The organism is Vibrio neptunius (genome assembly GCA_019339365.1).
GTDB classification, from domain to species: domain Bacteria; phylum Pseudomonadota; class Gammaproteobacteria; order Enterobacterales; family Vibrionaceae; genus Vibrio; species Vibrio neptunius.
In genome coordinates this window covers 3400766-3425930 of record CP079859.1, presented here as the reverse complement: position 1 = coordinate 3425930, position 25165 = coordinate 3400766, and the positions used below count along the sequence as shown (strand labels likewise).

The following is a 25165-nucleotide window of genomic DNA, read 5'->3' as shown; positions in this document are numbered from 1 at the left end:
TTGGTATAAATCCCTATCAACGAATTTATTGACCCAAGGAAGATCCATGCAACTGCCCGCGAGTCTTGCTTCTGTTTCCCAGATTGCTCTAGAGTCCCTACTGCAATATCAGGCCATTCAGGAATGGCCTGAGTGTCGCCGCAAGGAACTCAGTTATGTGGCCGGATTGAGCCAGTTTATTGTCGATACTGTTCAGCAAGATGAGTATTTGCATCAACATTTTCCAGAGATGTTGGAGGTAGAATCTCGACACGAAACATATCGACAGCGTCTAGCAGGCTTACTGGCAGAGTGTAGTGATGAAATGCAAGGCCATAGAGTCTTAAGGCAGTTTCGCAATCGCGAGATGGCTTATATTGCGTGGAAAGATTTTGTTGGTAGCTGGGCGCTTGAACAGAGTCTAGAGCATTTGTCTCAACTAGCAGAAGCGGTGATCTTTGAAACTTACCAGTGGCAATACAAAGCGTGCTGTGATTTGTGGGGGACACCTTGCAATGAAGCCGGCGAGGCACAGCCAATGCTGATCATTGGTATGGGGAAACTGGGTGGCGGCGAACTGAATTTCTCCTCTGACATCGATCTGATTTTTACTTATCCCGAGAACGGTGAAACTCAAGGAACACGTCGTAGTCTGGCTAATGCTCAGTTCTTTACTCGTTTAGGTCAAAGGATCATTAAGGCCCTTGACCAGCAGACTTTTGATGGCTTCTGCTATCGTGTTGACATGCGCTTGCGTCCTTTCGGTGACAGCGGACCTTTGGTGATGAGCTACGCAGCGCTCGAAGATTACTATCAGGAGCAGGGGCGCGACTGGGAACGCTACGCAATGATTAAAGCGCGAGTGATGGGGAGGGAAATGTACCCACAGTATCAAGAACTGCGTCAGATGTTGCGTCCGTTCGTTTTCCGCCGCTATATTGACTTCAGCGCGATTCAATCTCTGAGACGTATGAAGTCGATGATCAGCAGCGAAGTTCGTCGACGTGGGTTAAGTAACAACATTAAACTCGGTGCGGGCGGAATTCGTGAAATTGAGTTTATCGCACAGGTATTCCAGTTGATTCGTGGCGGCCGTGAACCGAATCTGCGTCAACGCGGGTTGTTGGTGACCCTCGACGCGATTGAAGAGTTAGAACAGCTTACCAGTGAAGAAGTCAGTCAGCTTAAGCTGTCGTATAAATTCTTGCGTCGACTTGAGAATTTGTTGCAGGCGATGGCAGACAAGCAAACTCAGACCTTGCCGGAATTGGATACTGAACAGCTTCAGTTAGCGGTGGCGATGGGTTATAGCCAGTGGCCAGAGCTTATTGCTGATGTTCAACAACATATGGCCAAGGTTCACGCTGTTTTTGCCACTTTGATCGGTGAGGAAGAGGAAGATCAGCAAGATATTGCCAAGCACTTTACCGAGTTGTGGGATATGGCGGCCAAACAAGACGTCATTGTGCATATCTTAGAGCATGATATTCAAGCCGATGATCCGCAGCAAATGGCGCAAACCATTATCCAATTTAAGCAAGATTTGGCTAAGAAAACCCTCGGTCCGCGTGGCCGTGAAGTGCTTAACAAGCTGATGCCTAAGATCTTCTCGGCCATTTATAGCCATCAAGATGCCAAGTTTGGCCTGCCGCGCGTTTTGCATTTATTGCATAAGATTGTCACTCGAACCACGTATTTAGAGCTACTAGACGAACACCAAGCGGCGCTGGTTCAGCTCGTTCGTTTGTGTACCGCAAGCCCGATGATCTCGGAGCAACTTGGTCGTTATCCAATTCTGCTTGATGAGTTGATTGACCCTCAGCAGTTATACAATCCCGTACCATTGGAAAGCTACCGCACTGAACTGCGTGACTTCCTCGCTCGTATCCCGGAAGACGATATGGAGCAGCAGATGGAAGCACTGCGTCAGTTTAAGCAGATCTGTATTTTGCGTATCGCTGCTGCAGACATTGCAGGAGTGCTGCCTGTCATGAAAGTCAGTGATCACCTAACTTACCTCGCTGAAGCGATTGTGGAGTCTGTGGTGAATCAAGCGTGGCTGCAAATGGTCGAGAAATATGGTGAGCCAACGCATATTAAAGACAGAGATGGCCGAGGTTTTGCTGTGATTGGCTATGGCAAAGTCGGCGGGTGGGAGTTGGGCTATAACTCAGACCTAGATATCGTCTTTATGCATGATTGCCCTGTTCATACTTATACTGATGGCAAAAAAGAGATTGATGGTCGTCAGTTTTACTTACGTTTGGCGCAGCGTATCATCCATATATTCTCAACGAGAACGGCATCAGGCATCTTATACGAAGCGGATACTCGTCTGCGCCCATCCGGAGCTTCAGGCTTATTAGTGAGCCCGGCAGATGCATTTGATGAATACCAGCATACTGAAGCCTGGACATGGGAACACCAAGCGTTAGTCAGAGCCCGGATGATCTACGGCGATCAACCTCTACAACAGGCATTTTCTCAAACAAGGCATGATATTTTGAGTTTGGCGCGAGAAGAATCAAAGCTCAAAAAGGATGTGGCTGAAATGCGAGTGAAAATGCGTGAACATCTGGGTGGAAAAAAATTAGGTCGTTTTATGCTTAAGCAAGACCCTGGTGGTATTACCGATGTGGAATTTCTTGCCCAATATCTGGTCTTAAGGTTTAGTCACGAAAAGCCTAAGCTGACTCGATGGAGTGATAACGTCCGAATTTTTGAATCTATGATGTCACAAGGCATTCTGGATGAAGCCCCAGCGATGGCGTTGACTCAGGCATACACAAGGATGCGTGATCAAATTCATCATCGCAATTTACTCAATCTTGATGCGGACGTAGCTGAAGAAAAACTGACCAAAGAGCGAGAGCTTGTTAAAGCGCTTTGGCTGGAGTGGCTAGAATAGGTTTAGGGTCCTTATCCCCTGTGTTAAACTCTTGCCCGAATTAGAATTTGGAGACCCATAATGAAACCAATCCTACCGAACTATAGTGATTCTGGTGTATTGATCATAGGTGACGTGATGCTTGATCGTTACTGGTATGGCCCGACTGGACGCATCTCCCCAGAAGCGCCAGTTCCTGTAGTAAAAGTAGAAAATAACGAAGAGCGTCCAGGCGGTGCAGCTAACGTAGCAATGAACATTGCTTCTTTGGGCGGCCATGCGCATATCGTAGGTTTAACTGGGATTGATGAGCCTGCCAAAGTGCTCAATGAGACGCTGTCTGCACTCAAAGTAAAGTGTGACTTTGTGGCTCTGCCAAACTATCCAACCATTACTAAACTTCGCGTTTTGAGCCGTGGTCAGCAGCTGATCCGCTTAGATTTCGAAGACAAATTTGAAAACACCGATGCCGAGCTGATTTTAGACCGTATGGAACAGGCATTGCCAAAAGTGAAGTCGGTTGTTCTGTCTGATTATGCGAAAGGTGCATTGGATCACGTTCAGCAATTCATTCAGAAAGCACGTGCTGCCAAGGTTCCTGTGTTTATTGACCCTAAAGGAGCGGACTTTGAACGCTACCGTGGTGCAACACTACTGACTCCTAACATGGCAGAATTTGAGCATGTGGTGGGTAAGGTCAAATCTGAAGAAGAACTGGTCGATAAAGGCTTAGCGCTGATTGAAGAGTTCGACTTTGAAGCACTTCTCGTGACGCGCAGCGAGCATGGTATGACATTACTACGTCGTGGTCAGGAGCCGTTCCATTTACCGACTCTTGCCAAAGAAGTCTATGATGTGACAGGTGCAGGCGATACGGTTATTTCTGTCCTTGCCGCATCGGTCGCTGCGGGTAAACCGCTTGATGAAGCTTGTGCATTGGCAAACGCAGCAGCAGGCGTCGTAGTAGGTAAGTTAGGTACATCAACAGTATCGACCATTGAGCTGGCGGAAGCGGTCCATGGCAGCCAAGACACTGATTTTGGTGTTATCACCGAACAGGCGCTGATTGATGCTGTGAAGAATGCACAATCGAAAGGCGAGAAGGTAGTGATGACCAATGGTTGTTTCGATATTCTACATGCTGGACATGTTTCTTACCTAAACCACGCTGCTGAGCTAGGTGATCGCTTGATTGTTGCTGTCAATACCGACGAATCAGTAAAACGCCTTAAAGGCCCAGGTCGCCCTGTAAACCCTACTGATCGTCGCATGGCGGTATTAGCAGGTCTTGGTGCGGTTGATTGGGTGGTGCCTTTCGGTGAAGACACGCCGCAGCGCTTGATCTCTGAAGTGTTACCCGACTTGCTAGTAAAAGGCGGAGACTATAAACCTGAAGAAATTGCTGGTGGTAAAGAAGTGATCGCTAATGGTGGCGAAGTGAAAGTACTTAACTTTGAAGATGGCTGTTCAACGACTGAGATCATTGACGCAATCAAAGGCGGCAAAGGCTAAAGAAATATCCGGCAGAGTGTTATTAGGCTCTGCCTGAATCACAGCTTGCTGATAAGTTGATACCATTTAAGCCATAGCTGATAAAACAAAAAAATGGAGCCTACTGGCTCCATTTTTTTATCTTTACCTTGGTGGTTACTCTTCTAAATCACCACAGAATCGGTAACCTTCACCGTGAATTGTCGCGATGATTTCCGGAGTACCTGAGACTGACTCAAAGTGCTTACGGATACGACGGATAGTGACATCTACCGTGCGGTCATGTGGCTTCAGCTCACGACCCGTCATCTTCTTAAGCAGGTCGGCACGTGTCTGGATCTTGCCTGGGTTTTCACAGAAGTGAAGCAAAGCACGGAACTCAGAACGTGGTAGTTTGTAGCCATCACCTCCTGGACTAACCAGTGAACGGCTATTGATATCCAATACCCAGCCGTTGAATTCGTATTTCTCAACGCTGCGTTTTTCTTCCGTGACCACACTGGAGCTCATGGAACGATTCAGCAGATTGCGAGCACGAATAGTTAGCTCGCGAGGATTAAATGGCTTAGTAATGTAGTCATCTGCACCAATTTCAAGTCCGAGGATCTTATCGACTTCATTGTCACGACCAGTCAGGAACATTAATGCCACATTTGCTTGCTCGCGCAGCTCACGCGCAAGCAGAAGGCCATTTTTGCCCGGCAGGTTAATGTCCATTATAACCAGATTTACCTGGTTGTCAGACAGCACCTGGTGCATCTCTTCACCGTCACTGGCCTCGAAAACAGCGTATCCCTCTGCTTCAAAAATACTCTTTAGAGTGTTACGAGTTACTTGCTCATCTTCAACAATAAGAATGTGCGGGGTTTGCATTGGCGGTACCTAAACTTGTGAAAAAACTGTGCTAATAGAATAAATTCTAGGCAAAAACCTAACATACAGGTAATGTGATGTTGATAATAAACCAAAGACTGTAAAAATACATTGTTTCTTTGACTGCCCGCCTTCCATGGTCCCAATTCGCCTCTTGAGGTCCCTTTTCCTCACTGTTCTATTAGTCTTTGAGGCGGATTCTATAATGTTAACAGCATGCTAACAACGTCAGAATGTTAATTCCATGCACTTTGTTGATTTACATCAAGAGTTCGAATGTAACAAATATTAATAGTCTAAAACAAATGTAAAACTGTGGTTTATATGATGATTGATGCACAAACTTGGCAAGCATATTCAGACCCTTACTTCAAATTCATTCGCTCGCCAAACTGTTATCGGTTTGCCATTATCACGGCGTGGAACCCCGCCAGTCAGTGGCAGTCTAAACAACAAAATGAAGGAAATAATCGCTACTTAGCTCAAGAATTTAGCCATACTTACTTTGTTGAAGTGCTAGTCGGAGATGAAAGTTTTGGTTGGGCTGAAGAGAGTTTCGCTGTCGATATTGATGAGTCACAAGCACTATTGCTAGGACGTAAATATCAGCAGAACGCCATCTACTATGTTGATGGTAACGAGCTGTTTTTGCTCTCTTGTTTGGCCGACGGAATGAAAGTCGGTTTAGGTGAGTGGAAATATCGATGCAAATAAGGAATTAAAGCCATATTCATGGAGGGAAAATGAAAGATATAACACCAGATATATGTGATAAACATGAAGAGAAAGTAACGTCGTTGGATTTACCCTTACACACTTTTGGTAAAAGAAGTGCTTTTTGGGGAGAAATTGTTACGGTTCGCTGCTACCACGACAACTCTAAAGTTAGGGAAACCTTGAGTAATGACGGGAAAGGCAAAGTGCTGATTATCGACGGGCACGGTTCCTGTCAAAAAGCGTTGCTTGGTGATCAATTGGCGATCCTAGCGATTGATAACAACTGGGAGGGCGTGATTGTTTATGGTGCTATTCGTGATGCGGCTGCAATGGCGGAAATGGAACTGGGAGTCAAGGCGCTTGGAACCAGCCCATTTAAAACGGAAAAGCGTGGGGCGGGTGACACGAATGTGACTTTGACGATACACAACCAGATGATCCAGCCTGGGGACTACGTCTACGCCGACTGGAACGGTGTATTAACCTCTACAGAATTGTTGGACTGGAGTTAGAAACGAAAGCCGATGCCGACTTCCAGCTCCTGTTGCCACTCTTGATGTTCGAGAGTGGCGTGGAGATCGAGATTTTCTGTCAATCTCATGCGACTAGAGACTTCTGCCGCTATGATTTTATCCGTCCCCTCTGCCGTGTTTCCTTCGTTGTACGAATGCAGAGTACTTTTCACTGAGACCCTTGGTGTTATCTGATAGCTGACACCACTTAAAAATCCACTTTCGTTGATATGACTCCCTTGATTAATGCGGGCTCCTACGTACAAGTCGATATTATCAAACACGTTATAAGAGTAACCGCCATCAATCTTCCAAGTGTCGAAGTCGCGTTGTTCGCTCTCACTAGAGAGGAACAGTTTATGTGGAGATATTTTTTGTTGTGATGGTAAAGCAGGAAGCTCTGTAGCGATTGATGAGCTCGCAACAAGAGTAAGCAAAAGGCTTAGTATTATTTTCATTTTGCCACTCCTTGATTGTTAACTATCCACTGCAAGATCAATTAAAGCATAAAACAAAAGCACGGGGAGAATCTTTTTCTGCTAAAACTAGAACTCATCAATATGCAACCTGACTCATTTTGTTTTCTAGTGACATAACTTATTGAACTGGCTCACAGAAGCCAATTGGACCGAAGTGTAAAAAAAATAAAATTTTTCGTTGACTCATACTGAATAAATAGGTTAAACGTATGGGTAAGCAAACACACAATCGCAATAACATTAAACTATGCAAAACCACAGCCACTTAGTAATGACCACAACCATTATTATTACCGACATCACACATGTTGGGGCAGGCTGCTAAGCGAAAGAAATTCATAAAAAAGGCCTGTATCCCACAAGATACAGGCCTTTTTTTATAACTAATTTACAGATATTTGGAGGAAGGGATGCGTGTTTTAAAGTTTGGAGGCTCATCATTAGCAGATGCCGATCGTTTTTTACGAGCAGCAGATATTATTGCTAATAATGCTCAGCAAGAAGAGGTCGCTGTTGTTCTCTCTGCGCCCGGAAAAACAACGAATAAACTCGTTGCCGTGATTGAAGGTGCGTTGAAAAATGGTGAGGCCGAGCTGCAAATCGCTGAGTTGGAGGATTCTTTCCGCGATCTGTATCAGGATATCAAGCAAGTCCTGCCTACTATTGATGGCTCAGGCTATGATAACCAAGTGAAAACCTCGTTGACTCAATTGCGTCAGTTTGTACATGGGATTAACCTGCTGGGCATGTGTCCAGACAACGTTAATGCACGTATCATTAGCAAGGGGGAACGGGTATCCATTCAGCTTATGAAAGCGGTATTGGAAGCAAAAGGTCAACCAGCTAGCCTAATAGATCCAGTGAAATACCTCTACGCAAACGGTGAACACTTGGAGGCGATGGTTGACGTTGAGGTCTCTACCCAGAATTTCCGTCAAAACCCTCTGCCTGAAGGCCACGTCAATATCATGCCAGGTTTTACCGCAGGTAACGAAGAGGGTGAGCTTGTCACTCTCGGGCGTAACGGCTCTGACTACTCGGCAGCAGTGTTAGCAGCCTGTTTGCGTGCTGATTGCTGTGAAATTTGGACGGATGTCGATGGTGTATACAACTGTGACCCACGCTTGGTTGATGATGCGCGTCTACTGAAATCACTCAGCTATCAAGAAGCGATGGAGCTGTCTTACTTTGGTGCTTCTGTACTTCACCCTAAAACCATTGCTCCTATCGCTCAGTTCCATATTCCTTGTTTAATTAAAAATAGCTTCAACCCTCAAGGGGCTGGGACGTTAATTGGTCAAGATACTGGCGAGGATAACCTAGCCATTAAAGGGATCACGACGCTTAGTGACCTGACCATGGTCAATGTCTCAGGTCCGGGTATGAAAGGCATGGTCGGAATGGCGAGCCGTGTATTCGGTGCTATGTCTTCAGCTGGTGTTTCTATTGTGCTGATCACTCAGTCTTCTTCCGAGTACAGCATCAGTTTCTGTATTGAAGCGGAAGATAAAGCCATCGCTCAGCAAGCACTCGGCGACTCGTTCGAGTTGGAGCTCAAAGATGGTCTTCTTGAGCCAGTTGAGTTTATGGACGATGTCGCTATTGTGACACTGGTTGGTGATGGTATGCGTACCTCGCGCGGTGTCGCTTCTCAATTCTTCTCTTCTCTAGCTGAAGTGAACGTCAATATCGTGGCCATCGCTCAAGGATCTTCTGAACGTGCGATTTCTGCTGTGATTCCTGAAGATAAGATTTCTGAGGCGATAAAAGCATGTCATGAGAACCTGTTTAACTCTAAACACTTCTTGGATGTATTTGTTGTCGGTGTCGGCGGCGTTGGTGGCGAGCTGGTGGATCAAATTCAGCGTCAGCAAGCGAAACTGGCAGAAAAAGGCATCATTCTAAGAGTTTGTGGTTTGGCGAACAGCAAGGGATTACTGCTTGACAGTGAAGGTCTGCCTTTAGAGCACTGGCGTGACCGAATAAACGACGCAACGGAAGACTTTAGCCTTGCACGGTTGATTTCACTGGTTCAGCGCAACCACATTATCAACCCAGTTTTAGTGGATTGTACTTCTTCAGAATCTATCGCTAACCAATACGCAGATTTCTTGGCCGCGGGCTTCCACGTTGTTACACCAAACAAAAAAGCCAATACGTCGAGTATGGCTTACTACCATCAATTGCGCGATGTTGCTCGTAGTTCTCGTCGCAAGTTGATGTATGAAACAACAGTTGGCGCTGGTTTGCCAGTGATCGAAAACCTGCAAAATCTTATCTCCGCAGGGGATGAACTTGAGCGCTTTAGCGGGATTCTTTCTGGTTCGCTGTCCTACATCTTCGGTAAGCTTGATGAAGGTATGACACTAAGCCAGGCGACCAATATTGCTAAAGACAATGGCTTTACCGAACCAGACCCACGTGATGACCTGTCTGGTATGGACGTTGCTCGTAAGCTATTAATCCTAGCGCGTGAAGCCGGCATGAATATAGAGCTGGAAGACGTACTGGTTGATCAAGCATTGCCACCAGGTTTTGATGATTCGGGAAGCGTAGATGAATTTATGGCACGACTGCCTGAGGCAGACACATACTTCCAAGAGTTGTCTGCCAAGGCTGCGGAAGATGGTAAAGTGCTACGTTATGTTGGAGAAATCAATGATGGCCAATGTCGTGTGAGTATTGCTGCTGTTGATGAAAATGATCCTATGTTCAAGATAAAAGATGGTGAGAACGCATTGGCCTTCTACAGTCGCTACTATCAGCCGATTCCACTAGTATTGCGTGGTTATGGTGCGGGTACAGAAGTGACTGCGGCTGGGGTGTTCTCAGATGTGATGCGTACTTTAGGATGGAAACTAGGGGTTTAAAGCGGATGAGTAGTGGTATGGATGTGGTGGTTTACGCCCCAGCGTCAATTGGTAACGTGAGTGTTGGTTTTGACGTACTCGGCGCTGCAGTATCGCCTATTGATGGCACCTTGCTCGGTGATCGAGTGATGGTGAAAGCTGGAAACGAGTCTTTTAGCCTCAAAACGGCGGGCGATTTTGTTTCCAAGTTACCGGAAAACCCTAAAGAAAATATCGTTTATGATTGTTGGCAAGTGTTCTCCAGAGAGCTAGATAAGAAAGGCGTGACTCTGTTACCCCTTGAAATGACGCTTGAGAAGAACATGCCTATCGGTTCTGGGTTAGGCTCTAGTGCCTGTTCTATTGTCGCGGCTCTGGATGCGCTAAACCAGTTCCATGGTAACCCGTTGGATAAAACTGAGCTGTTGGCATTGATGGGTGAGATGGAAGGGCAGATATCTGGTGGTATACATTACGACAATGTCGCACCATGCTACCTAGGTGGTGTTCAGTTGATGCTTGAAGAGCTTGGCATCATCAGCCAGGAAGTACCATGTTTTGATGACTGGTTCTGGGTCATGGCGTATCCGGGGATTAAAGTATCAACGGCAGAAGCCCGTGAGATCCTACCCTCTCAGTATCGTCGTCAGGATATCATTGCTCATGGTCGACACTTGGCCGGCTTTATCCATGCTTGCCATTCGAACCAGCCAGAGCTGGCGGCTAAGATGATCAAAGACGTGATCGCTGAACCGTATCGTGAGAAACTGCTACCAGGCTTTGCTGATGCACGTAAATATGCAGCTACAGCCGGTGCTTTAGCTACTGGTATTTCTGGAAGTGGTCCGACGCTGTTTAGCATTTGCAAAGATAAAGATGTCGCTGAGCGAGTTGCTCGCTGGTTAGAACAAAATTACGTACAAAACCAAGAAGGATTCGTCCATGTTTGTCGTTTAGACAAACAGGGCTCGAAAGTAACAGGAAGTGAGCTATGAAGCTTTACAATATAAAAGAAAATGATGAACAAGTTTCCTTTGGCCAAGCCGTTCGCCAAGGGTTAGGTCGTAACCAAGGCCTCTTTTTTCCACAAGAGTTGCCTAAGTTCGATGATATCGATGCCCTGTTGGCAGAAGATTTTGTTTCACGAAGTACAAAAGTTCTTTCTGCGTTAATTGGTGATGAGCTTGCGGAAGAGAAAGTGAACTCGCTAGTGGATGCGGCTTTCCAATTCCCTGCGCCAATCAATCAAGTTAAAGATGGTGTCTATGCCCTAGAGTTGTTCCATGGTCCAACTCTAGCGTTTAAAGACTTTGGTGGTCGTTTTATGGCGCAATCACTCGCGGCTGTTTCTGATGGCGGTAAAATCACCATTCTAACCGCAACATCGGGTGATACGGGTGCAGCAGTGGCTCATGCTTTCTATGGAATGGAAGACATCAATGTGGTGATTCTTTACCCTAAAGGTAAGATTAGCCCATTACAAGAGAAGCTATTCTGTACGCTTGGAAAAAACATTCACACTGTAGCGATCGATGGTGACTTCGATGCTTGTCAGGCGCTTGTGAAACAAGCTTTCGATGATGCTGCGTTACGTGAAGAAATTGGCCTAAACTCAGCAAACTCAATCAACATCAGTCGTTTGATGGCGCAAATCTGTTATTACTTTGAGGCGGCTTCTCAGCTGAGCAAAGAGCAGCGTGAAAACCTTGTTGTTTCTGTACCAAGTGGTAACTTTGGTAACTTAACCGCGGGCCTATTGGCTAAAGCACTTGGTTTACCAATCAAACGTTTTATTGCTGCGACTAACGCTAATGATACCGTGCCGCGCTACCTAGAAACCGGTAAGTGGGAGCCCAAGCCAACAGTGGCAACCACCTCGAATGCTATGGATGTCAGCCAGCCAAACAACTGGCCACGTATCGAAGAGCTATGCCGCGTGAAAGAGTGGGGCTTAGAGACTCTAGGTAAAGGTGCGGTTTCTGATGAGCAAAGTGCGCAGTCGGTGAAAGACTTGCACTCGCTTGGTTACTTATGTGAGCCACACGGTGCGATTGCATACCGCGTCCTTGAAGAGCAATTGCAAGAAGGTGAAACGGGTCTATTCCTTTGTACGGCTCACCCAGCTAAGTTCAAAGAAGTCGTCGATGATATTCTAGGTTCCGATATCGAACTACCAGGACCACTCGCAAAGCACGCAGCAATGGAGCTTCTATCTGAAGACCTAGCTAATGACTTTGACTTGCTAAAAGATGTACTGCGCCGAGTACAACAGTAATCCTAAAGAATGGAAGATGAGAAAGGTCGCTTAGGCGACCTTTTTTGTTTCTGTGGGTTATTACCTAATAGTCATTCCATAGAGTGACGAAGGAGCGAGTAGGGAATCTCCAAATGTATTCGACTTGCTTTAAGAGATCCCCAATTCGTTCGTTCCTCGCTCTTGAGGATGACTCTAATAATAAAAGGTTGGCATTGTGCCAACCCTCCAACCATCCTTGTTTAACGATTCAAAGCAAATGTTGGTAGAGACAAGTGCCAGCGAATCGCACCTAGGCGAATCAACAAAGTAGAAAAGACGCCTGCTAAGAATGCAGTGTCAGGATCATGCCCCATCGCCAGCGCCGTGGTGTGGAATACTCCACCGATGATACACGCAGTAGCATAGACTTCACTTCTCAGTACCATAGGCACTTCCCGCGCAAGTACATCACGGATGATACCGCCTCCACATCCAGTAATTACACCCATGATGATGGCAACCAGTGCTGAATCCTGATAGGCCATGGTTTTATCAACACCAATACCAACAAACACCGCAAGACCGATTGCATCACATACTGGCAAAATCCACCAAGCGAGACGTTTAGGACGGCGAACAATGAGCATCGTTAGCAGGCAGGTGATCAAAATGGTCCATAAATAATTGGTGTCAGTAATCCAGAATACCGGGGTGGCACCTAATGCCATGTCACGGATTGTACCGCCTCCAATAGCGGTTACGCTGCCAAGTACGGCAACACCAAAAGGGTCCATTTTGAGTCGGCCAGCAAGCAGTACTCCGGAGATAGCGAAAATGGCGGTGCCGAATAAATCGACACTGTATAGCAGCATGGAATCCACGGGATGAATATCTCTTACAAATGCTCAGTTGATCCTGAGGAACAAAAACGACGGCGGATTGTATGGTATCAGACCTAAACGGTGTTAGCGATTTCGCCTGACGGTTTCGAAGTGCTCACAAACTTCTTTAATTGCATTAAGTGTTCTGGGCGTCGGTCGGTTGAGCCAATCTGAATTCAGTGACCAGACGTATCCGTTTTCTACCGCTGACAACTGTTGTTTCCAGTCTAACCAAGGGCTCCCTTTTGCGATGGCATGCTCTGAAGTAAAGATGACTTCTGGTTCACTTAACACCACTTGTTCAGTGCCAACTTGTGGGTACGGCACTGCACTTTTTGCAAACACATTCTCACCTCCACAAAACGAAAATACTTCGCTTGGCCAATTCCCTTTTGCGACGGTAATGATCGGCTGTTCGCTTAGCTGGTAGAAATACCTCACTGGGAGGTCTGTTTGATAGCGCTGTTTAAATGTTGCCAGCCGACTTCTATATTGCTTGGCTGCATTGAGTCCGACGGATGGATCTTGCGAATATTGACTTAATTGTTCGATGTTGTTGGCAATGTCATCCAGTGAGCCGGTGGTCGAGTAGTAAATGTTGATACCAAATTGTTTCAGCTTTTCCAGTTCTTTCGCCGGATTTCCGGCTGGCCATGCAATCACAAGATCTGGTTGGAGCGCGATAATGCGCTCTAGTTTTATGCCTTGGTAGTTGGAAACCTTTTCCAGCTTTGTTGCCTCTTCAGGGTAATCGCTGTGGTCACTGACGGCGATTAGTTTGTCGCCCAAACCCGCAGCATAAGCTATTTCGGTCGCGTGAGGGGCTAAGCTAATTACGCGCTCCACTGGATCTGCGTTAACCAGCGCGGAAAACAGTAGTGTAACGAGGGTAAGCAGCCGTATCTGCATTTAGATTCCTTGATAAATGAGGCCCATGATAGCGCTTTGCACCATGATCCAAGCGAACATTCGCCATGCTAGCAGGCGCTGTACTTGAGCAATATGTATGGCAGAGGGCGCTATTCGTCCTCCCAGCTTGCTGCGCACCGATTTCTTACCGTCATAAATAGCAGGCCCTCCGAGAGAAAGTTCTTGTTTCGCACCGACAGCTATGATCAACCATGATGGACCTGGTAGCGGCCAACTACTCGCTTGTTGCTTGAATAGTGCAAACACTTCACGGGTGCGTTTTCCCAATGCAATCATTAGTGCAAATAGGCGCAGAGGGATATAGTCTAACACCGCCACGACACGAATGACTGGCAGGCCAAAAGGAGAGAATTTCTCGCGAGATGGAGACCAAGCACGAGCTAGCTCAACAGTCATTCGATAAATGAAAGCACCAATTCCGCCTGCGATGGCGTACCAAAACAGTACAGCGACCACGTTGCGACCGTAAGACATGATTAGCGTTTCTGTGCCGGCTTTCCCTAAGCCGAGAAGGGATAGCGATTGGGTTGAACGGTTTACCATTGGCTTGAGCAGCATTTTAGCGTGCTCTTTATCTTCTCTCGCCAGTGCTTCGACAAAGTGTGCAGTGAATTTATCGGTATTACGCCAGTCTATAGCGAGCAATAACAGGGCAAGCTCAAACAGCTGGGTCTGCCAAACCAGAGGCTTTAAGGCGAGCAGCACGATCAGCATAGGCGTGATCATCAGCAACCATGCCAGAGTGCCAGAGATCATACTTTGTGAATAACTGGAATTGGTATTGACCTTGTCGGCCAGTTGCTCAGCAAATTTGTGCCAGAGAATAGCTGGGTGCGCTTCACGGGGAAAAGGGAGGATAAGATGAAACAATAAAGCGCCCCATAACACTAGAAGCGCTCCGTTTGAATATAACTGATTAAAAGTCTCTTCCATGATTATCAGTCACTTGATTTCGATTATGCTCTAAGCAACTCAACCATTTTGAAGACCATTTCAGAAGAGCTCTTTGCCGCTAGCGGTAGAAACTCTTCGAAACTCATTGGTGACTCTTTGTCAGCTACGTCTGAAATGGCACGAACGACAACAAACGGTACTTTAAATTGGTGACAAGCCTGAGCAATCGCAGAGGCTTCCATTTCAACGGCAATCACCGATGGGAAATGTGTACGGATAAACGCTTGACGCTCAGCGGTGCAGACAAAAGCATCTCCAGTGCAAATCAGGCCGCGGACGGCGTGCTTGTCTTCCATTTGCGCCAGTGCTTTTTCAGCCACATCCATCAGTTTTTCATCAGCTAAGAAAGCCGCTGGTTGCTGGGCCATTTGGCCCATTTCATAACCAAATGCAGTTACGTCTGCATCGTGGTGACGTACTTCAGTTGAAATAACAACGTCGCCAAGGTTTAGGCTTGAGTCAAAGCCACCTGCAGAACCTGTGTTAATCACAACATCAGGCTGGTACTCGTCAAGAAGCATAGTTGTGCCTATCGCAGCAGCAACTTTGCCGATACCTGATTGAAGGAGCACGACTTCTACACCATTAAGCTTACCCGCGTAGAAAGTACAACCTGCTTTCGAGACTTCTTGGCAGTTTTCAATAGCTTGCTTAAGAATAGAGACTTCTTGCTCCATTGCGCCGATGATGCCGATTTTCATAAGGAATCCTGTTATTTCAATTAGGTAGCTTTAATCCGCTAAGTGTAACAGAAAAGGGAAGGATGGGAACGGGCTGCGCCCTATGGAGTTGGGAACGGACTTTGTCCGATGGAACACGTCGTTTCGGGAAAACGGGATCGGGCTTCGCCCTGCTGGAGTGCTACGCGTTGAAAATCTAAGGTGGACAGCGTCCTTTGAGAGGTAAACTGTCATTCCATAGACTGACGAAGGAAGGAGTAGGGAATCTCATAAAGCTTTCTGCTTGCTGTAAGAGATCCCCAACTCGCTCGTGCCTCGCTCTCGGGGATGACAACGTTATGTATTGAAAAAAAGGTTTGACACGCTATGCCAACCCTCAAAAACTTTCCAGTTTTCCAGTTTTCCAGTTTTCCAGTTTTCCAGTTTTCCAGTTTTCCAGTTTTCCAGTTTTCCAGTTTTCCAGTTTTCCAGTTTTCCAGTTTTCCAGTTTTCCATAGGACGAAGTCCGCTCCCGCCTCCCGTATCCCGCGCAATTACCTATTGCTTAACCTATGTACATCCCCTATAATTCGCGCTCCTCGTGTCGGCTGAATCAGAGATTGGCTGGCACAACGTTTAACCTACTCTTATTAGGAGAGAATTATGTCTCTGAATGCAGAAACTAAAGCAACAATCGTTGCAGATTACGCACGTGGCGAAGGCGACACTGGTTCACCAGAAGTACAAGTAGCTCTACTTACAGCTTCTATCAACCACCTACAAGGTCACTTCAAAGCGCATAAAGGCGATCACCACAGCCGTCGTGGTCTTCTACGTATGGTTTCTCGTCGTCGTAAGCTTCTAGATTACCTTAAAGGTAAAGATCTAGATCGTTACCACGACCTAATCAAGCGTCTAGGCCTACGTCGCTAATAAGCGACTGCATAGAACAGTTTGTCGAAAAAGGGGCGATATGCCCCTTTTTTGTATCTGAAATTCATAAATTGACAGTTCTATTTGTTATATCCTTGCTGAAAAGTAAGTGATCAATCGCCTTAAATAAAAATGCCAGTTCGCTAAGCGAACTGGCATTTTTCTTTAGGGAAGTGGCAACAAGGTTAAGCGTTACTTAGGAACTGCTTAGCCAGTTCCGCATCTGCTAATACCCCTTTCACCGAAGCATTGCCGCTGTTCATCAGATCCTGCATCAGTCCAAGACGCAGATCGTTTGGTAGGAAGCCTAGCTTAAGAAACGCCTGCACATTGCCAATTTGAGCTGGTTTAAGCTTAACGCCACTGACTTTCAGATAGTGGTACAGGCGGGTACACAGAGTGGCCAGAATGTCTATTCGTGGTGCGGCACCGCCGGCGATGCGCTCAATTTGCGGAGCGATCTCCTTATCGAAGGATTTGGCCTCCACCATCGCCTGAGGCGAAACCAGCTTACTCAGGTTCTGTTCCACAAAGGCGATGAAGGCGGCGCAGGTGGTTTCATCTAAACAGGAGCGAGCGAGAATGTTCACTAGTGGCAGATGCGACTTAAGATCCTCAATTGGCGCAATGGCTTGGAAGAACTGCACCAGAGAGCGAGGGGTGGTGCGCTCGCCGCTGACCAGCTCGGGGTAAGTCAACACAAAGTCGATGCCTCTAGGGTCAATGTTGGCACCTTCTGCCCACAATGCCCACGCTTTCGCATCAAACTCCATGGTGATGTGCATCATGCGGGTCAGCATGGCGTCGTCCATTGGCGTGACCGAGTAATCGCCACCATCTGGGTTTGCGGTAAGCACAATTTGCCAGCCTTCAGGCAGTGCCCAGCTGATGAGTTCATGGTTTTGCAGCAGCTGCATGATGCCTCGAAGGATGCGCTCGTCGGCGCGGTTAACGTCATCAATCAGTAGGATACCTGGTCCGGGTTCGGTCGGCACCCAGTGGGGAGCGGCAAATTGAGTTACGTTTTCTCCCTGTTCATTTTGGGTTACCTGAGGCATTCCCAACAGATCCCCCATCTCCTCAAACTGAGCTGGAGCAATGGTGCGCCACTGCATTCCTCTCTCTTTGGCGATCTGCTCCACCATCTGGGTTTTACCTATGCCGTGACGGCCCCAGATGCAGACAGGAACGCTGCGCTGACCTGATTTAGGTAGCAGATGCTCGATGAAGCTGCGCACTTCCGGCGCTTGGCAGGTTAAACCGTAGTAGCTGTAGTTGTGGCTATGTGTCATGAATGTCTCGTGCTGGTTTCGGTGATGGTATTGGTATCGGCCATGGGGATCACCCGACCGCATTGGCGAAGAGGTGTGTTTTTTATCGAAGTTCTGTCGTTGTGGATAAGCCACAGAATAGGTGCCCGCGCCGAAATCTCCGGCAGCGGCGCATCACCGTCGGTGAAGTAGATGGTGGCATCAACCCGCAGTCGATTGGCCATTTCAATGGGTGCGTCAAAGCAGGTGCCTCCGCGTCCACTGATCGCTTTCGGCGGTTCACCACGGTAACGGTATTGACTTTTAATCTCGGTATCGCATTCAACGATGGTGAGTTCGGCGCCGGCACGCCAGATATGGTGTAGCTCCTCAAAAAAAACGCTTGAGCTGTTGGTCATCGACACTGGCCGAAGTATCTATAGCGACCAGAATGTGTTGATGAGGCTGAATGCGGGTTCCGGGAGTGGTACCGTAGCGTTTAGAAGGTCGTCGTAGGGTGTTTTTTACTGAGGTGCGCCGAGCGCTAGAGGCGAATAATCTTAGTATACGTCGCCAGTTAACTGTAGGGCGACGACGAGCAATGGCCTGAGTAAGCGCTTCTAGTACGCTGGCGGGCAAAAGGCCTCGCGCTCTGGCGTTTACCTGCTCGGTGCGTTGAGCGCTTTCCTCCAGCTTACTGTCTAGCTGCTGACTCACCAGAGAGCGATGGGCTTCATCGAGCTGGCCCAGTGCGTTCCAGCTTTGGTGCCCAAGCCCTGCGCCGTTAAAACCCTGATAGCTCGGGAATTGGTTGCTTTGGGGCAGTCGTTGATAGTAGTAACCCAGTTCGTGATGGGGCTCTAACTCTGGAGCGCCTAATCCGGTCAGCCACTGGTTTACCAGTTCGATAGTTGGGGCATTTGGGGCCAATTGGTCAGGGCTGAGATATTGATTCACCACCAGATCTGCCGCCAGATCAAAACGGGCTGAGTCTGCGTATTGGTGGCGGCCGAAGGGATGCCCTAAGACCAAGTGCAGGGCTTCATGTTTCAGTGCCCCCAGCTGTTGAGGCTCACTCAATGCGCCCCAAGGTGCAAAGTGGCATATGAACTGAATGTTACTGTTTTCTTTTAGTTTTATCTCAAGAGGAGCGGTTTCTTCGTCGCCTCGCTCTAGGGTAGCCTTATGAAAACTACTCAGATAATGGCCGTAAAAGGGCTCATTGAGCATCAGTTTGACTAGGATTCGTGACAGATTGGCGTTGTTTATAGCGTTATCCAGATTAACTATATGATTTAAAATGAATTATCCATATAATGCTCAGGTGGTCAATCCACGTTCGATTTTAATAGTAAGGGCTTTAGGAGCATTTCGTTGAAAGCGATGACTGGTGATTTTAACGTAAAGCCCGGTACGCGCAGTAATCGTACACAGACAAAACCTCGCAGTACCGATCTGGAAACCTATCCACCATGCTCGACTGAGCGAATCAATTTCTGCTGCTACCCAGCGCTTCGAAGTCGAACCTATATCGAATTTTAGAGGTGATTCTCGTTGGTCACCCTTGCTGCCGTGCCTTTGTCGCATCCCCCCAGAACAGAACCGTAAGGAGGCTCCATGCAGAGTGTGGAACTGGAAGATTACAATCACGACTCCCTGTTGGAATCGGTACACCTTGATGTCGAGCATTTGTTTTATGATAGTGATGAGCCGATGGAGAGTTGGCAGCAGCTCAGCCGAGCCTTCCCTCGACTTCGTAAGCTGACTTTTGAGGATCTTGGCCGCGTCGATGGTCGCAAAGAGATCAATGCGGAGTTTTTCCAGCAGTTCCCCAACTTGTCTGAACTGGAGATGCCGATTCGAAGTCGCGATAAGCTGTCGGTGAGGTTGGAGAACGTTAATCCGGAGCATCTGGTCAATTTGGAAAAACTGAAACTGAGCCAATGCCGAGATGAGGATTTGGCGTTGCTCTCAAGCCTGCCTAAGTTGACTGAGTTGACAGTGCGCCTCTACCAGTCCAGCGTTAAGGTTGCCATCAGTGACCAATCCTCTTTGAAGGTACTTAAGGTGGGGCTTGAGCCTCAGGTGAGGGCGCTCAGTTGTGACCTTGAGAGCAGCCAACTGACCTCTGTGGTTCTGGGGCAACTGGATTACTATGATGATGGCCCAGCAGCTCTTTCTGTGAATCAGCTTTGTTTGCCAAGTTCACTGCAAGAGTTCACCTTAGATGCCTATTGTGTCGGAAAACTGCCCGGCGCTGTCTTGGGTGCCAACCAAAGCCTAAACCAGCTAACTCTGAATTTGGGCTCCGCTGAGCTTGCGGAGGACCTTCTCGGCGAGCTTAAGGAGTTGAACCGACTTACCCTGACCTTAACCGAGCCGACACCGCCCTTGCCTCCGGCTCTATTTGCCAAGCTGACTCGAGCTACTAAGTTTGAACTCAAGTGCGAACAGACCCAGATCCCAGAACTACTGCTGCCTCATGGAGTGGTGGTGGAGGAGTTTAATTACAGCAATGCCAGTGGGGCGCTAGAGAAAGCCAATGAGTTGGTACTGCCAGAGCTGACTCGGGCGTGGATTTGTGGTTTGAACGGCGATCAACTGGATTGGTTGGCTTACAGCCCGAAACTGAACGACTGTAATTTTTTACTAAAGGGCAAAGTGTCGCAGATGCCAGAGCTGCCGACGCTTACCAGTTTGACCCTGCGAGGAGGGGAACTGGATCAGTTACCTACGTCGGTACTGAGCAGTAGCACTATTGAGCGTCTTAATTTGCTGTCAGTTACCTTGCCTCGACTTGGGGACATGAGCCAGATGACGGCTCTTGCTGACGTGTGGATTCAGCCTTGGCGTCATGAGCAAGCGTCACTGCCAGAACAGCAGGACTTGGTCACCATTCCCGCTCTAAAATCGCTGCGTCTAGACATCGAACTGAAGCAGTTTGCTCCCGCCTGGATAAACTTAAATGCGGAATTGGAGCTGGATATCAGCAACGAAAAATTGGCGGCGGAATGGCAGATCTTGAAGCGCTCTCACTTAAGTGATGAGGAGTCTTTGGGCTACCTGAATATCTTGGCTCCTGTGTATAAGCCCGCTGAACTGCCAACGATGCCGGCCAATTTCCATTTGACGATGATGGCGGCTAAGTACAACCGCTTTAAGGCGCAGCACAAAACGTGGCTAAGCCAATTGGCTCAGCACAATCAGCAGCAGCGACCTTTTGGTGCTGACAGTATTTTGTTTGTTTCCGGACGCAGTGGCTTTAAAGCCACTGAACTCAAAGCTAAAGCCGAGGAGGTGGGCTTTAGTCTCAGCAAGAAACTGGATGACAAGGTCACTCACATTTTGCTGGGCAGTGCTCCTAAGAACACCGATAGTTTCGACCTTGAGCGCCATGCCATCATTAATGATTCGGTGCTGCAGCAGTGCTTCGAAGTCAATGCGCCTAAGTTTCTGCAGCAGGAGGGCGGCGAATCGATGGAGGCCAGTGTATTGGAGATGTTGGCCTCTCCCGATGAAGCGTCCCACAAGGTTGCCGTACAGATGTTGGAACAGGGTGGGGTGACCGAAGCGATGCGTCTGCCGCTGTTCCTGATTTTGAAAACCACCGCCGACAATGGCTTTCGTAAGCAGATCAAACATCTGCTGGCGGGCATGGGGGATGAAGCTTTTCAACTGGCAGTGAACGATCGCATCCTGTTCCACAACTGCCGTGGCCTCGACGATTACGGCAACCTCAAGGGGCAGGGCGTGATGGTAGATAAGCTTAAGAAGCAGCGTAGAAAGTGGGGCGACGTGCTGTGCATGGAGTTTGCGCAGCTGTTCTTTAGGCGTTATGGCGAAGGCCTTATCTACGTGATGCTGCAAAAGACCCCAGCTGAGCTGCGTTTGTCAATGCTGGAATCACTGGTTGAAGGTGATTGTCTTAACTGGCGTCGAGGCATGGGGATGGATCAGATTCAGGAGTTCTGGGACAAGGAATCCCAGATTAACCTGCACTGGCATCCGATGTTCTATCTCAATAACGATAACCTACTGGGCGCAGTGAAAATCGAGATTCCAAAGGAGTTGGCCAGCGGGCGTACTATTCGTCGTCTGGATCTGGGCAACTGCTTATTGAGTACGCTGCCAAAAGGTGCCGACCAATTTACCGAGATCACCAGCTTAAGCTTGGCCCACAACATGTTGGACTCCCTGCCAAGCGCGATGACTAAGTTCACTCAGCTTGAGGAGCTGGACCTCTCCTTTAACCACTTCCGTGAATTTCCCAAGGTGTTGTTGAAGATGCCTTGGCTGAAGAAGCTGGATTTTCGCCGAGCCACCCGTCCTGGGCTGGATGAGGATTATGGTTCGAACTATCACAAATTGCAGGTACCGCAGGCATTTTTAGAAGCCTGCCCAGACTGCGAAGTGCTTCAGGATTAATGAGTTAGGATACACTTTTCGATGACAAAAAAAGCTTCTTTGTATGAGTATGATCTGGAACAGTTGAAACAGGTCCACCCGGACGTCACCAATCTGCGCTACCGCGTGAGTGACGTTGCCCCTGATTGGAACAAGATCGGCCGAGCTTTCCCTAATGTTGAACAGCTCTATTTTGGTAGCTATCTGGAGCCTCTGCGCCCGATTGATGCCGAGATGTTCAGTGCGTTTCCGAATCTCAAGATTCTCAACTGCGAAACCAATCCGCTGGAGCTCTCCGACGTTGAGCCGGAGATGGTTAAAAACCTTAGGGCGATTCGGGGAGCGGTGGTTACCCAAGCCAACCAATTGGGTTATCTCAAACACTGTCAGGCGCTAACCGAGATCTACCTTGAGGTGGAGAAGGGCTCTTTGGTTCTGGAGCTGCCTGAAGGAAGCCGCCTCCAAACGTTACATCTTCGGGTCGATGAAGTGGATCGACTGGCCCTAAACCTCTCTGGGGCCAAGGAGCTGAATGAGCTTCACCTCTATTGTCGCCATTACAATGGTGAGTCTTATACGATGCAGGTGGAGCAACTGCTGCTGCCCGACTCAATCAAGAAGATCTCTATCTCTCCTCACTGTCAGATGCAGATAGAGCGAATTATCGATGCTGGAAACGCTGAACTTGATGAGATGCGACTGGAGGCCGATAAGTTAATTGTGGCTCCCGGTGGTTTGATTCGAGCTAAATCAGTGAAGGAGCTGCACCTCAATGTGGGGCGAAATGGCACAGAGGTTGCCAGCGATCTGTTTTGCCAGCTGGGCAGCGCTGAGCGTTTGATCTTCCTGCCTCACAACGCCAGTTATAACCTGACGGAACTGGTGGCGCCGCTGCAATCCTTAGCCTCTATCTATCTGTTCTCAGAGGGCAAAGGGGTAGTTGGCGATCTTAACTTGCCGCACTTGGATCATCTGTTTGCCACCGGTGTGCCATTTGCACAACTGGACGGCCTGAAAAACTCACCACAGCTGACGAAATTGGAGCTGCGTGACTCGGGAGATTTGGGCGAGGCCAAGGTGCTTAGCGCCCTAACTAATTTGGAATACCTGCAGCTGGAAGGTTTTACCGATGCCGAGCTGCCGTTAACGCTGCGTCAGCATTCTGGCCTCACTCGATTGCGAGTGAGCAATGGCCCTACCGAGCAGCTTGGGGATCTGAGCGCCATGACTGGCGTTACCGAGATTCGAATCGAGCAGTTTAGCCATCATGGCCCATGCACCGCACTGCCGGCATTGGAACAACTGCTGACCGCACCATCGCTGAAGCGTCTGGTTCTCAACCTGACGGCACAAAGCGGCGATCGCACCGACTTCTTGATGTGCATGCCTCCAGAGATTGAGGTGGAGTTTGGCATCTACGATCAGGTGGCCCGCAGTGAAGCTCTGAACAAACAGCGGCGGATTTTGCTGAATGCTCCCCTGACTCTTGAGCAGCGCCAAACCTACTGGCAACAACTGTATCATGCGCCAAAGCCAAGGGATTTGCCCGAGATGGATGGTCGTTTCCACCTGACCTTCCTCGAAGCGAAATACTCTCCATTTAAGAAACACGCCCACGCGTGGCTGAGAGCCAACGCTGAGCAGGCGTTAACTCGTCGAGCCCTAGGCAGCGATACAGTGCTGTTTGTGTGCGGTAAGAGTGGGTTTAAGGTCACTGAGCTCAAGGCCAAGGCTGAGGAGCTGGGATTTAGCATCTGCAAGACATTGGACGACAGCGTGACCCACGTGTTGGTCGGCGCCAATCCGAAGCAGACCGAACTGTTGGATTTACAGCATCATCTGCTGATCGACGACACTGCCCTAAGTCAGTGGTTTGAGCAGGCGGCGCCGCAGTTTTTGCAGCAGGAGCAAGCCGTAGACAGCGGCATGGTTGATACCGTGATGACCATGCTGAACTCTCCAGATGAAGCCTCCCATCAAGTGGCGGTGGAGATGTTAACTCAAGGGGGTGTCACCGAAGTGATGTGGATGCCACTATTCCTGATTCTGAAAACCACCAGCGATAAGGCTCTGCGCAAATCGATTCAGCAATTGCTGGCCGGTAAGGGGGACGACCTGTTCCAGTTGGCGGTAAAAGATCGCATCTTCTTCGAGTCGGACCTGCGAGGCCTCAACTGGGAGGGCAACCCAACCGGTGAAGGGCCGATGTTTAAGAAGCTTAAGGGGTTGACCAAACGTTGGGGGCGTCCTCTGTGTATCGATTTCTCCAAAGCCTATTTTGACCGTTATGGCGAGGGGCTGTTGTGGCTGCTGACCCAGAAAGAGGAGTGTGAGCGCCGCCAAGCCATCACCCACCTCGTTCGTGGAAGGTGAGTGCCTCAACTGGAACAGAGCCTGTGGCTTTGAACTGATGGTGAAAGATGCCGATGAGGAGCGTTTGATCAACTGCCATGGCTCTCCAGACATCTACATGCAGAACAGCTTTGAGCTGGGTAAGCCGAAGACCCGCTTGCCACAAGCGCTGCCCGAGCAGACGCGGATCACTGAGCTTGACCTGCACAACTCCTACTTGAATGCGTTGCCTGCTAATTTCGAACGTTACCTGCAGGTGAAGAAGTTCAACTTGAGCTTCAACCATTTGGAAAAGTTGCCGCCGAAATTGGCTGAGCTGACTGAGTTGGAGGAGCTGGATCTCTCCTTTAACCACTTTACTGAGTTTCCCAAGGTGCTGTTCAAGCTAAAAAAACTGAAGAAGCTTGACTTGCGTCGTGCGGCAGAGCCTTTGTACCGCTGGGGCTATGACGCAGAGCAGGGCTATGAGTCGATTAGAGCTCCGCAAAAATTCCGCGATGCGTTCCCAGACTGTGAAATTCTAGAGGACGTTTAAGGGTATGAGTGGTGTGGTTTTAAATGAGACTAAGATAAAAATTCTTAAAGTTGCGTTGATGTGATGTATGAAAAGCAATAATGATGGTTATTATTTCGCTTTCAGATATTCGCCCTTTGCGGTCCCTCTTGCGTTGAACAGTTTCAATAAATTCTACGGGATTTACCCCTCGAACTAGTCTATAATCGTGCCGCTATTTTAGTAACCTTGCGATAGGTTTCTGAATAGCGGCATTTTTGTCCAC

Annotated in this window: 22 protein-coding genes and 1 other annotated feature; of the genes, 12 read left to right on the top strand and 10 right to left on the bottom strand. The window is 48.3% G+C overall.

Translation table 11 applies throughout. The features are described 5' to 3' along the window. The first annotated feature begins 46 nt into the window (after positions 1–46). Positions 47–2887 carry a bifunctional [glutamate--ammonia ligase]-adenylyl-L-tyrosine phosphorylase/[glutamate--ammonia-ligase] adenylyltransferase gene (glnE, locus tag KW548_15875; protein ID QXX06509.1) on the top strand — a complete coding sequence of 947 codons (2841 nt, stop codon included), beginning with the start codon at positions 47–49 and terminating at the stop codon, positions 2885–2887. A gap of 60 nt (positions 2888–2947) precedes the next feature. Beyond that, positions 2948–4378 (top strand): bifunctional D-glycero-beta-D-manno-heptose-7-phosphate kinase/D-glycero-beta-D-manno-heptose 1-phosphate adenylyltransferase HldE, encoded by a 1431-nt coding sequence (hldE, locus tag KW548_15870; GenBank protein QXX06508.1) that lies wholly within the window; start codon positions 2948–2950, stop codon positions 4376–4378. Between the two features lie 135 nt (positions 4379–4513). On the opposite strand, the gene arcA is transcribed toward hldE, so the two are convergent. Further along, on the bottom strand, positions 4514–5230 hold the full coding sequence (arcA, locus tag KW548_15865; protein ID QXX06507.1) for a two-component system response regulator ArcA: 717 nt from the start codon (positions 5228–5230) through the stop codon (positions 4514–4516). A 324-nt stretch (positions 5231–5554) separates the two neighbouring features. On the opposite strand from arcA, the gene KW548_15860 reads away from it, so the two are divergent. Together KW548_15860 and KW548_15855 are read left to right on the top strand one after the other, a co-directional pair. Then, positions 5555–5944, top strand: coding sequence for a DUF3293 domain-containing protein (locus KW548_15860; GenBank protein ID QXX06506.1), 390 nt, complete (start codon positions 5555–5557; stop codon positions 5942–5944). Positions 5945–5973: 29 nt separating this feature from the next. Beyond that, positions 5974–6459, top strand: a complete 486-nt coding sequence (locus KW548_15855; GenBank protein ID QXX06505.1) for a putative 4-hydroxy-4-methyl-2-oxoglutarate aldolase — start codon at positions 5974–5976, stop codon at positions 6457–6459. Here KW548_15855 and KW548_15850 read toward each other — a convergent pair. Next, positions 6456–6917: a hypothetical protein gene (locus KW548_15850; GenBank protein ID QXX06504.1), complete on the bottom strand. Its 462-nt coding sequence runs from the start codon at positions 6915–6917 to the stop codon at positions 6456–6458. The genes KW548_15855 and KW548_15850 overlap by 4 nt on opposite strands. 268 nt (positions 6918–7185) lie before the next feature. Here KW548_15850 and thrL point away from each other — a divergent pair, with 268 nt between their 5' ends. The 4 genes from thrL to thrC all read left to right on the top strand — a co-directional run bounded on the left by thrL (position 7186) and on the right by thrC (position 12062). Continuing rightward, a complete protein-coding gene (thrL, locus tag KW548_15845; protein QXX08093.1) occupies positions 7186–7263 on the top strand; it encodes a thr operon leader peptide in 78 nt (25 codons plus the stop codon). Further along, positions 7196–7318 (top strand) — a sequence feature (Thr leader region). Its footprint overlaps the gene before it by 68 nt. A gap of 30 nt (positions 7319–7348) precedes the next feature. Continuing rightward, on the top strand, positions 7349–9808 hold the full coding sequence (thrA, locus tag KW548_15840) for a bifunctional aspartate kinase/homoserine dehydrogenase I (GenBank protein QXX06503.1): 2460 nt from the start codon (positions 7349–7351) through the stop codon (positions 9806–9808). A 17-nt stretch (positions 9809–9825) separates the two neighbouring features. Continuing rightward, positions 9826–10782 carry a homoserine kinase gene (gene thrB / locus KW548_15835; GenBank protein ID QXX08092.1) on the top strand — a complete coding sequence of 319 codons (957 nt, stop codon included), beginning with the start codon at positions 9826–9828 and terminating at the stop codon, positions 10780–10782. Continuing rightward, positions 10779–12062: a threonine synthase gene (thrC, locus tag KW548_15830; protein ID QXX06502.1), complete on the top strand. Its 1284-nt coding sequence runs from the start codon at positions 10779–10781 to the stop codon at positions 12060–12062. Before thrB ends, thrC begins: the two co-directional genes overlap by 4 nt. A gap of 221 nt (positions 12063–12283) precedes the next feature. Here thrC and KW548_15825 read toward each other — a convergent pair whose 3' ends face one another. The 5 genes from KW548_15825 to KW548_15805 all read right to left on the bottom strand — a co-directional run bounded on the left by KW548_15825 (position 12284) and on the right by KW548_15805 (position 15963). Continuing rightward, a complete protein-coding gene (locus KW548_15825) occupies positions 12284–12904 on the bottom strand; it encodes a TRIC cation channel family protein (protein QXX06501.1) in 621 nt (206 codons plus the stop codon). 84 nt (positions 12905–12988) lie between these two features. Continuing rightward, complete coding sequence (btuF, locus tag KW548_15820; protein ID QXX06500.1) at positions 12989–13813, bottom strand: vitamin B12 ABC transporter substrate-binding protein BtuF; 825 nt, start codon at positions 13811–13813, stop codon at positions 12989–12991. Then, positions 13814–14767, bottom strand: coding sequence for a cobalamin biosynthesis family protein (locus KW548_15815; protein ID QXX06499.1), 954 nt, complete (start codon positions 14765–14767; stop codon positions 13814–13816). 23 nt (positions 14768–14790) lie between these two features. Continuing rightward, complete coding sequence (gene mtnN / locus KW548_15810) at positions 14791–15489, bottom strand: 5'-methylthioadenosine/S-adenosylhomocysteine nucleosidase (GenBank protein ID QXX06498.1); 699 nt, start codon at positions 15487–15489, stop codon at positions 14791–14793. Positions 15490–15804: 315 nt separating this feature from the next. Next, positions 15805–15963, bottom strand: a complete 159-nt coding sequence (locus tag KW548_15805) for a hypothetical protein (GenBank protein ID QXX06497.1) — start codon at positions 15961–15963, stop codon at positions 15805–15807. 147 nt (positions 15964–16110) lie between these two features. On the opposite strand from KW548_15805, the gene rpsO reads away from it, so the two are divergent. After that, positions 16111–16380, top strand: a complete 270-nt coding sequence (rpsO, locus tag KW548_15800; protein ID QXX06496.1) for a 30S ribosomal protein S15 — start codon at positions 16111–16113, stop codon at positions 16378–16380. A gap of 185 nt (positions 16381–16565) precedes the next feature. Here the strand turns inward: rpsO and KW548_15795 are convergent, their stop codons facing one another. The 3 genes from KW548_15795 to KW548_15785 are packed head-to-tail and all read right to left on the bottom strand — an operon-like array spanning position 16566 to position 18860. Further along, the gene (locus tag KW548_15795; protein ID QXX06495.1) at positions 16566–17672 is read right to left on the bottom strand and encodes an AAA family ATPase; all 1107 of its coding nucleotides are present in this window, start codon (positions 17670–17672) and stop codon (positions 16566–16568) included. Further along, positions 17669–18049: a hypothetical protein gene (locus tag KW548_15790; protein QXX06494.1), complete on the bottom strand. Its 381-nt coding sequence runs from the start codon at positions 18047–18049 to the stop codon at positions 17669–17671. The genes KW548_15795 and KW548_15790 overlap by 4 nt, the downstream gene beginning before the upstream one ends. Further along, on the bottom strand, positions 18021–18860 hold the full coding sequence (locus KW548_15785) for a hypothetical protein (GenBank protein QXX06493.1): 840 nt from the start codon (positions 18858–18860) through the stop codon (positions 18021–18023). Before KW548_15785 ends, KW548_15790 begins: the two co-directional genes overlap by 29 nt. Positions 18861–19247: 387 nt before the next feature. Here KW548_15785 and KW548_15780 point away from each other — a divergent pair, with 387 nt between their 5' ends. The 3 genes from KW548_15780 to KW548_15770 are packed head-to-tail and all read left to right on the top strand — an operon-like array spanning position 19248 to position 24921. After that, on the top strand, positions 19248–22055 hold the full coding sequence (locus KW548_15780; protein QXX06492.1) for a hypothetical protein: 2808 nt from the start codon (positions 19248–19250) through the stop codon (positions 22053–22055). Between the two features lie 21 nt (positions 22056–22076). Next, complete coding sequence (locus tag KW548_15775; GenBank protein QXX06491.1) at positions 22077–24407, top strand: BRCT domain-containing protein; 2331 nt, start codon at positions 22077–22079, stop codon at positions 24405–24407. Then, on the top strand, positions 24364–24921 hold the full coding sequence (locus KW548_15770; GenBank protein ID QXX06490.1) for a hypothetical protein: 558 nt from the start codon (positions 24364–24366) through the stop codon (positions 24919–24921). Before KW548_15775 ends, KW548_15770 begins: the two co-directional genes overlap by 44 nt. The last annotated feature ends 244 nt before the right edge of the window (positions 24922–25165 follow it).